The sequence below is a fragment of the Sphingomonas sp. genome (genome assembly GCF_964263785.1).
Taxonomy (GTDB): Bacteria; Pseudomonadota; Alphaproteobacteria; order Sphingomonadales; family Sphingomonadaceae; genus Sphingomonas.
On sequence record NZ_CAXVWL010000061.1, the window covers coordinates 1 to 9,349 of the forward strand.

At 66.7% G+C, this 9,349-nt stretch carries 9 protein-coding genes; 4 read left to right on the plus strand and 5 right to left on the minus strand.

Annotation, left to right across the window (positions count from 1 at the left end; genetic code table 11):
- Positions 1-546: TetR/AcrR family transcriptional regulator (locus tag ACE5C1_RS08645; RefSeq protein WP_374943662.1), on the minus strand; the 546-nt coding region annotated here is incomplete at its 3' end.
- 77 nt (positions 547-623) lie between these two features.
- Entirely contained in the window at positions 624-1,541 is a 918-nt protein-coding gene (locus ACE5C1_RS08650; RefSeq protein ID WP_374943663.1) for a LysR family transcriptional regulator, read from the minus strand.
- Between the two features lie 62 nt (positions 1,542-1,603).
- On the opposite strand from ACE5C1_RS08650, the gene ACE5C1_RS08655 reads away from it, so the two are divergent.
- From ACE5C1_RS08655 to ACE5C1_RS08670, 4 genes are read left to right on the plus strand one after another with little or no spacing between them, the layout of a single operon-like run.
- Positions 1,604-2,806, plus strand: coding sequence for an iron-containing alcohol dehydrogenase (locus ACE5C1_RS08655; protein ID WP_374943664.1), 1,203 nt, complete (start codon positions 1,604-1,606; stop codon positions 2,804-2,806).
- A 34-nt stretch (positions 2,807-2,840) separates the two neighbouring features.
- Positions 2,841-4,343 (plus strand): CoA-acylating methylmalonate-semialdehyde dehydrogenase, encoded by a 1,503-nt coding sequence (locus ACE5C1_RS08660; RefSeq protein ID WP_374943665.1) that lies wholly within the window; start codon positions 2,841-2,843, stop codon positions 4,341-4,343.
- 13 nt (positions 4,344-4,356) lie between these two features.
- The gene (locus tag ACE5C1_RS08665; protein ID WP_374943666.1) at positions 4,357-5,481 is read left to right on the plus strand and encodes an enoyl-CoA hydratase/isomerase family protein; all 1,125 of its coding nucleotides are present in this window, start codon (positions 4,357-4,359) and stop codon (positions 5,479-5,481) included.
- The gene (locus ACE5C1_RS08670; protein ID WP_374943667.1) at positions 5,478-6,338 is read left to right on the plus strand and encodes an SDR family oxidoreductase; all 861 of its coding nucleotides are present in this window, start codon (positions 5,478-5,480) and stop codon (positions 6,336-6,338) included. The genes ACE5C1_RS08665 and ACE5C1_RS08670 overlap by 4 nt, the downstream gene beginning before the upstream one ends.
- 37 nt (positions 6,339-6,375) lie before the next feature.
- Here ACE5C1_RS08670 and ACE5C1_RS08675 read toward each other — a convergent pair whose 3' ends face one another.
- From ACE5C1_RS08675 to ACE5C1_RS08685, 3 genes are all read right to left on the minus strand, one after another.
- The gene (locus ACE5C1_RS08675; protein WP_374943668.1) at positions 6,376-6,918 is read right to left on the minus strand and encodes an SDR family NAD(P)-dependent oxidoreductase; all 543 of its coding nucleotides are present in this window, start codon (positions 6,916-6,918) and stop codon (positions 6,376-6,378) included.
- Between the two features lie 198 nt (positions 6,919-7,116).
- A complete protein-coding gene (locus ACE5C1_RS08680; protein WP_374943669.1) occupies positions 7,117-8,121 on the minus strand; it encodes an MBL fold metallo-hydrolase in 1,005 nt (334 codons plus the stop codon).
- 276 nt (positions 8,122-8,397) lie between these two features.
- A partial coding sequence (locus tag ACE5C1_RS08685) for an AMP-binding protein (RefSeq protein WP_374943670.1) occupies positions 8,398-9,349 on the minus strand: 952 nt, incomplete at its 5' end.

Below are 9,349 nucleotides of genomic sequence, written 5' to 3' on the forward strand. Positions count from 1 at the left end.
GCGCTCGCTACTCGTATGGTTCACCGCAAGCGCGCCGGTGGTGAAGTGATACGCCCTGGCGATGTCGGCCCTTGAGGCATTCGGGGCGGACATCTGAAGCAGCTCGATCGTAAGTCTCGCGCCCGGATCGAGATGTTCCGCGAGGACACCGCGATCTGCCTCCTTGGGGTCGAAGACCTCGCGAGCTAGAAGCTGGCTGAACTGTGCTCCGTCGGGCATCTCGCGGAGCCTCATCATCGGTCTAACGAACGCGGCCGAAATCGCAAAGAAGTTCGCTTGTGCGTCGGGCCCGATCACGACCTGCTGGAGTTGCGCGACCCTGTCTTCGCAGAACTGGGAAATTCGCCTGTTGAACACCGCTTGGTAGAGGCCGAGCTTTGTCTTGAAGTGGTAAGTCACGAGCGCGAACGGGACCTCGGCAGCCGTTCCGACCTGCCGCATCGACACACCGTCATAGCCCAACTCGGAAAAGAGGCGCTCGGACACCGCCAGAATCCTTCCGCGGGTCTGCTCGCTGCCAGCGCGGGGAACTACCTTGCGTGCCATAGATCAAATCCTTTCCGGCACCATGAACGGCACATCGCTTTGGAGCAACAAGGTGTTTGGCAGTCCGTTCCATCGGTTCATGCGCACGTTCCGGGCGGTGCCGTGAAGAAGTCGGCGGCCGAGGCGAGGGTCCGGCGCAGAAAGCGCTGCACCAGCCGCACCACCGCGGTCTCCGCCATGTCGGCGTCCGCGATCATCCAATAGGAGCGCTCGAGGAAGACCTCCTCCGGCAGCACCGCGACGAGGCCGGGAACGGATCGGGCGACATAGGCGGGCAGCACGCAGAGGCCGAAGCCGGACGCCGTCGCGCTTAATTGCGCCTGCAAGCTGCTGTTCTGCAGCCTGGCACGCAGGTACGGCCTGATTTCGGACAGATAGTCGAGGGCGCGCGTGAAGATCAGGTCATCAACATAGCCAACAAACGGGTGCTCGCCGAGGTCCTGCCGCGAGCGGATCGGGGCCGCGCCGGCCAGGTAGCGTTCCGATCCGTAGACGAAGAGCCGGTAGTCGGTAAGGTGTTCGCGCACAAAGTTGCCGGCGGGCGGTGGGGTCATGATGACAGCGACGTCCGCCTCCCGGCGCGACAAGGCCACGATCTGCTGGATAGTGATCATTTCCACGGCCAACCGGGGGTGTGCGGCCGCCAGAGCGCCGATGCGCGAGGCCAGGAAGAAGTTGCCGAAACCTTCGGGCGTGCTGATCCGAACCGCGCCGGTAAGGCCGTGCGGCTGACCGGCGGCGCTTTCCTCGAGTCGGACGGCCTCGATCTCCATCGCGGCCGCCATGCCGAGCAGCGCCTCCCCGTGCGGAGTGAGATCGTAGCCGCGCGGGTTGCGCTGGAAGAGCTGTCGCCCAAGCGCCGCCTCCAGGGCGGCGATGCGCCGGGCAACGGTCGCATGGTCCGCGCCCATGCGTCGTCCCGCCAGCGAGATCGTGCCGGATCGCGCGACCGCCAGGAAATAGCGCACGTCGTTCCAGTCGAAGCGCGGCCCCATCCGTGCATTATCGCACAGATCATGGGCGAAGTCTCCGGTATCTGCGACAAATCGGTGCGCCTATGAACGATAAGATCAAGTCGTTTGAACGAGATTGGGAGGCAGCGATGGCCGCGATTTACCTGCCCCGCGCGATGCGCATCGGCGCGGGCGCGCTCGACGAGTTGCCGGCGGCGCTCGCACAGCTCGGACTTGTCGCCCCCCTCATCGTGACGGACACCTACCTCGCGGGCAGCGGAGCGGTCGACCGCCTGTCCACTATCCTGGCCGACGCTGGCATGAAGGCCCGCGCTTTCACCGAGGCGATTCCGGACCCGACCGTCGCATCCGTCGACGCTGCGGTGGCCTTCGCCGGCGAGGGTCGGCACGACTGCGTGATCGGCTTCGGCGGCGGCAGCTCGATAGACACGGCCAAGGCCGTCGCCGTGCTGGCGGCGCGGGGCGGCACCATGCGCGAGCGTAAGGCGCCGCATCAGGAGGATTTGGCCGGCCTGCCCATCGTCGCGATACCCACGACGGCAGGCACCGGTTCGGAGGCGACCCGCTTCACCATCATCACCGACGAGGCCAACGACGAGAAGATGCTCTGCGCGGGGCTGGCCTACCTGCCGACGCTCGCCATCGTCGACTATGAATTGACGCTCACCAAGCCGATGCGTCTTACCGCCGACACCGGCATCGATGCGCTCACGCACGCGATCGAGGCGTACGTGTCGCGGCGCGCCAACCCGTTTTCCGACGGCATGGCGCTGTCGGCCATGCGGGCGATCTGGCCGAACCTGCGCCGCGCGTGCGAGGTCCCGGGCGACCGCGCGGCCCGCGAGGCCATGATGCTCGGCTCGCTCCAGGCCGGCATCGCCTTTTCCAACGCGTCGGTAGCGTTGGTGCACGGCATGAGCCGACCGATCGGGGCGCATTTCCACGTCGCGCACGGGCTATCCAACGCGATGCTGCTGCCGGTCGTCACTGCCTGGTCCGCTCTGGCCGCGCGAACCCGCTATGCCGAATGCGCGCACGCGATGGGCATCGCCGAGGCCGGAGAGGGCGAGCAGGCCGCCGTGGCCCGGCTCGTCGAAGTGCTGCGCGACCTCAACCGCGATCTCTCCGTGCCGACGCCTCGGGACTACGGCATCGACGAGACCCGCTGGACCGCGCTGCTGCCGTTGATGGCCGAGCAGGCGCTCGCCTCTGGGTCGCCCGGCAACAATCCCCGCGTTCCCGACGCCTCGACCATCCAGGCGCTCTACCGCGAAGCCTGGGCCTGACCGCCCACCGCCCGTCATTTGCCAGGAGTTTGCAATGCCCGCAGCCGTGCTCGTCGATCACGTCATCCGAGATCGCGCCCCCAACGCGCCCGAGAGCCGTTCCGCCATCTTCAACCCCGCGATCGGCGAGATCAGCGGCTATCTCGCGCTCGGCGGCGCGCCTGAGGTGGATCAGGCGGTCGAGGCCGCGCTTGATGCATTCCCGGGCTGGGCCGCGACTCCGCCACACGTTCGCGCCCGCGTCCTGTTCCGATTCCGCGATCTGATCGAGCGCGACCTGGACCGGCTTGCCGCCGTGATCACCGCAGAGCATGGCAAGGTGCTTTCGGACGCGAAGGGCGAGCTGATCCGCGGGCTTGAGGTGGTCGAGTTCGCCTGCGGCATACCCCAGATGCTCAAAGGGGACTTCTCCGAACAGGTCGGCGCCGGGATCGACGCCGTCTCGTTCCGTCAGCCGCTCGGCGTCGTGGCCGGCATCACGCCGTTCAACTTTCCCGCCATGGTGCCCATGTGGATGTTCCCGGTCGCGCTCGCCTGCGGCAACGCCTTCATCCTGAAACCGTCCGAGCGCGATCCGACGCTCGCCAACGAGTTCGCGGCGCTGCTGGACAAGGCAGGGCTACCCCCAGGCGTATTTCAGGTGGTGCATGGCGGCAAGCCGGTCGTGGACGCGCTGCTCGACCATTCCGGGATCGACGCGGTCTCGTTCGTCGGCTCGACGCCGATCGCCGAGTACGTCCACCGGCGCGGGACAGCCGCCGGCAAGCGGGTCCAGGCGCTAGGCGGGGCCAAGAACCACATGGTGGTGATGCCCGACGCCGACCTCGATAAGGCCGTCGACGCGCTCATGGGCGCCGCCTACGGCTCGGCGGGCGAGCGTTGCATGGCGATCTCCGTCGCGGTGCCGGTCGGGCAGGAGACCGCCGACGCGCTGGTCGAGCGGCTGGCGCCGAGGGTCCGTACGCTCAAGGTGGGTCCGGGAACCGACCCGGAGGCCGAGATGGGACCGCTGGTCACGCGGGAGCACGCCGACAAGGTGCTGGGCTACATCGACGCGGGTGTGGCCGAAGGCGCCGAGCTCGTCGTCGACGGGCGCGACCTCAGCATCCAGGGCTACGAGAAGGGTTTCTTCGTCGGCGGCAGCCTTTTCGACCGGGTAACGCCCGAGATGCGCATCTACCGGGAGGAAATCTTCGGCCCTGTCCTCTCCATCGTGCGCTCCGAAAGCTTTGAGGAAGCGCTCGAACTCGTCAACGCGCACGAATTCGGCAACGGGACGGCCCTGTTCACCAGGGACGGCGACACCGCGCAGGCCTTCATGAGCCGGGTGCGTGCCGGCATGGTGGGTGTCAACGTACCAATTCCGGTGCCGATGGCGTTTCACTCCTTTGGCGGGTGGAAGCGCTCGCTCTTCGGCGACCACCATATCCACGGGCCCGAAGGCGTTCGCTTCTACACGCGCCTCAAGACCGCGACGCTGCGCTGGCCCAAGGGGATTCGGGCGGGCGCCGACTTCGTCATGCCGACCCTCAGGTAAGGAAGCGACCCCGATGACTTCGGATCAAAGCAAGGACCAGGTCAAGGTAGAGATCCGGGGTCGGCTGGGGGTAGCGACCCTTGATCGTTGCAAGGCGCTAAACGCGCTCGACCTGCCGATGGTGGAGCGCCTCGGCGTCGTTCTGGCCGACTGGGCGGACGATCCGGCCGTCGACGCGGTGCTGATCCGCAGCGCGAGCGAGCGCGCTTTCTGCGCCGGCGGCGACGTCCGTTCGATCGGCGCATTGCCCGACCCCGCCGCACGCATGGCCGCCGGACGAGCCTTCTTCGGCACCGAATATCGCGTCAACCACCGCATCAACACCTTCCCCAAGCCGTTCATAGCGCTGATCAACGGAGTCGCGATGGGCGGCGGCCTCGGCGTGTCGATCCACGGGTCGCACCGCGTGGTCGCCGAAGATTTGCGGATGGCGATGCCCGAAACGGTGCTGGGGCTCTTCCCCGACGTGGGCGGCACGTGGTTCCTGAACCGGTGCCCCGGCGCGATCGGGCGGTACCTGGCGCTGATCGGCCCGCAGATCGGAGCCGCCGACGCATTGGCGGCTGGGCTCGCCACCCATCACGTGCCGCGCGCCGCCTTTGGCGGGCTCCTGACCGTGCTCGCATCGGAGACGAGGCTCGATGCGGAGGTGGTCGATCGCGTGATTGCCGCGCATGCCCGCGTCCCGGAGGGTGGCACGCTCGAACTGCGTCGGCACGAGATCGACCTGCTCTTCGCGAACGATGATCTCGACGCCGTGATGGACGCCATCGACGCCGCCGCGCCCCATTCCGATTGGATCGAAGAGGCGCGGTCGGTCCTCCGCCGGGCCTCTCCGACCAGTGTCCGCGCGACATGGCGGCGCATGGTCGAGGGACGCGGTCATTCGATCGAGCGCGTCCTCGCCGACGACTACCGCATGGCGGTCCGGATCGTGGGCGGTCACGACTTCGCGGAAGGCGTGCGCGCGATCCTCATCGACAAGGATCAGTCGCCCCGCTGGAAACCGCCGACGTTGGACGACGTGACGGAGGCCGACATCAACGCCCTCCTCGCACCCATGGCTGACGCTCCGGACTTCGATCAGGTCGGCGGCCCGGTTGAGATCGACGCGTCAGCCAAGGGCGATGCGGCATGACGGACATCATGGTGGCCCTGATCGGCGGCGGCGGCGTCACGGGCAGGCCGGTGATCCGGGCGTTCCAGAAGCGCGGTGTGCGTGTCCGCGCCCTCACGTCCCGCGCGGACCGGCCGAGCGCCTTTCCCGACCATGTCGAGATCCGATCCGCGAACCTGCTGGATGTCGACTCTCTTGCCGCCGGTGTCGAGAGCGCGGACACGATCCACTACATTCCGCCGTCCTTCGATCCGCGCGAGGAGGAATACGCGCGCAACGTCATCGCGGCAGCGGAGCGAGCCGGCATTCCGCGCATCGTTTATCATTCGGTGTTGCACGCGCCGACGCCGGACATGCCGCACCACTTCCGCAAGTCGCAGGTCGAGCTGCTGCTGCGCCACTCCCGGCTCGAATGGACGGTGCTCCAGCCGGCGATGTATTCGCAAACCGCGCTCGCGTTCCTCGACAGGGACGTGGGCGAGCTGACACCCGCCTTCGATCCGACCCGGCCGTTCACGCCCATCCACGATGGCGATCTTGGCGAAGCCGCAGCGATCGTCCACACGAGCGGCCGGCACGGCTTCGCAACCTACGAACTCGCGGGCACGGAATGCCTGGACTTCGCCGCGATGGGCGAGCGGCTGGGCGCCCTGCTCGGATGCACAATCGCCACGCGGAAGGTGCCGGCCGATGTGCTCGCACGCCGCTTGGCTGCGGCCCGGCGCTACACTGACGAGCAGGTTCGTGAGCTGCGGCTGATGTTCGATCACTATGACAGCTACGGCCTGGTCGGAAACGGCAACGTCCTGCGCATGATCCTTGGTCGGGAACCGACGGACTTCACCGGCGCAATGCGGGAGAGCCTAGCGGCGCGTTAGCCTGCAGGGAGCGCCGAGCCTCGATCGTCCTGCCCCGTCACCAGGGAAGGACGCCACCGTCATTGGCGAATACTCCCGTCGGGCCGCTTGCGTCAGCAACTGCGAAGCGGACGATAACCTCGGCCGCCTCCTCGACGGACCGGTGCCCTTGATGATTGGTGAAATCTGTCTTGGTGTAGCCCGGATCTGCGGCGTTCACCCGAATGCCGAGCGGGCCGAGCGCCTTCGCCATCGAAACCGTCACGGCATTCAGAGCGGTCTTGGAGCTATTGTAGCCCAGGAGATTGACGCCGAAGTAAATGTTGTCCGGGTCGCTCCGCCACCCGAGTGATCCCAGGCCGCTGCTGACGTTGACGATATTGGGCGCCTTGCCCGCCTGCAGCAACGGCAGGAATGCCTTGCTCATTCGAATGTGACCGAACACGTTGACCTCGTAGACGCGGCGAATCTCGTCGACGCTTTCGTCTAGCGGGCCGGCGTACGTGCCCGGTATGCCCGCATTGTTGATGAGGATGTCGAGCTTGCCATCCTCCGTCGCCACACGGTCGGCCGCAGTCTGCGCCCGCGCATCGTCCTCCACAGCGATGTCGATGGCGCGGACGTCGTAGCCGAGCGCGCGTAAACTCCCGGCGCCGTTTCGCCGCGTCCGGCATCGCGAGCGCCGAGCCAGACTCAATAGCCCAATTCACCCCTACGACGCGCCGTCTCGTAGCCGATGCTCTTGTTCGCGCCCGTGATGAGAACGCTGCGTTCATCAGTCATGTACCGTTCTCTGCCGTCAATGCGCGTGGCCGCAGGACGCGGTGTGCACGTGCTCGGCACCCGTTGCCCGCTTGCGTTTGGCGTACCGGCTCAGCGCCGCGAACACGCCGACGAAGTCGTCGATCGTGTCGGTGCTGCCCCACGAGCGATAGAGGTAATTGACGCAGCCGACCACTCGCTCCGGCGAGAGCCATTCATCGAACGGCGGCGACCACGCGATGTCGAAGGCCGCCTCCTCCACGGAAAGGCCCGCTTCGAAACGCTTGCGCGTCTCGGCGCGGATCTCGACCAGATAGGCGCGGAAGGTCCGCACGCCGTTCTTGTCGGTGACAGGCCCGTGTCCTGACACGAAGGTGTCCACATCGAGCGAGAGCATCGTGTCGCAAGCGTCGATCCATCCTTCGACCGAGCCGGCCCAGATCGCCGGATGCACGCCCAGGAAGAGCAGGTCGCCCGTGAAGACGACGCGGTCCTGGACCGAATGGACGATCACGTCCCCGGCGGTGTGCGCCGGGCCGACGGCCAGCAATCGGACCTCCTTGTCGCCCACCATGATCGTCTTCTGACGGTCGAACGTCTCGGTCGGCGGGGTCAGCACGATCCTGCTGTAGTCGAACAGGTGCGAGCCCATCTTCTCGGCGATGTAGCGGCCGCCCTCGCTATGGTCGTTGGTGATGATGTCGACCAGGTATTCGGGCGTGACCTTGAAGAATTCGCTGGCGGACGCCTGCGACGCAACGATTCGGGCACCCTTGACCAGTTGGTTGCCGTACGTGTGGTCGATATCCGCGTGCGAATTGACGAGTACGTCGATCTTACTCGCGGCGGGCACCGCGTCGGCCATGACGGTCAACATCTCGTCGGTCAGGCGAAGGTCCATGAGCGTGTCGACCAGCATGGACTGGCCGCCGTCCGAGATCAGGCCCGCATTGCTCTGGCCCCAGTAGCCGTTCGGCTGCACATAGGCGTAGGTTCCGCCGCCGACCTGGAAAAGGCCCTTTGCGTACTCGTCGATTATCATTAGATCCTCCTACACCCCGGTCCATTACGCGTGACTATCCAGGTCATTTATTCATACGTACAATCAATACTATTATCTGCAAGCTCGTTTCGTGACAAGAGTAAGGATTGGCGGGGCTGCGCCTCGCCGCATCGCCATGCCGGAAGGCTGGCGATCTCCGCCCGTTGCGTCCTCGCGACCGCACCGGTTGCGACGCCGGCCTGTCCAGGCGGGTAGCGCGTCGGTCGGCGCTCGCTCGGGGAGAGAGGCCGACGTTCGCCGAGCAGCGGCGGGCACTCAGGAGACCTTTGGAGCCGCCGCCGTGACGAGCGATCGCGCCGCATCGCGCAGCGCCGCCTTTTGCACCTTACCCGTGGAAGTCTTCGGCACGGCGTCGAAGACGAAGTACTTGGGCACCTTGAAGCTGGCGAGTCGGCGGCGGCAGAACTCCCGAAGCTCGTCGGCGTCGACGTGCCGGCCGTCCCGCAGTTCGATGAACGCGCAAGGCACCTCGCCCCAACGCTCGTCCGGCAAGGCGACGACGGCGGCCAGGCTGACGGCGGCGTGTTGGTGGAGCACGTCCTCGACTTCCAGCGACGAGACGTTCTCGCCACCCGAGATGATGACGTCCTTGGAGCGATCCGTGATACGCGCATAGCCGTCCGGATCGACGACCGCGAGGTCGCCAGTGTGAAACCAGCCCTGTGCGAAGGCCCGCTCCGTGGCTCCGGCGTTCTTCAGGTAGCCGATCATCGTCGCGTTGCCGCGGAACATGATCTCGCCCACCGTCTTCCCATCGGCGGGAACGGGCTCCATCGTCTCGGGATCGAGCACGCGCATCGCCTCCTGCGAGATCATCGAGACGCCTTGGCGGGCGTTAAGTCTGACACGCTCAGGCAGGGGCTCGCCCGCCCACTCCGGCTGCTTGAGGCAGGCGGCAGCCGGGCCATAGACCTCGGTCAGGCCGTAGACATGCAGGAACTCGAAGCCGACGCGGTCCCCGCCCTCGAGCAGCGTGCTCGGCGGTGCGGCCCCGGCGACCATGCCTGCGACCCGGCGGGGCAGCACCCGTCCGTTTCGCGCCAGCTCGTCGATCAGCATCGAATAGACGATCGGAGCGCCACACATGTGCGAGACGCCGTGCGCCTCCACCAGAGCGAGCACCAGGGACGGATCGACGCGCCGGAGGCAGATGTTCGTCCCGCCCTGGGCCGCGACGGCCCACGGGAAGCACCAGCCGTTGCAGTGG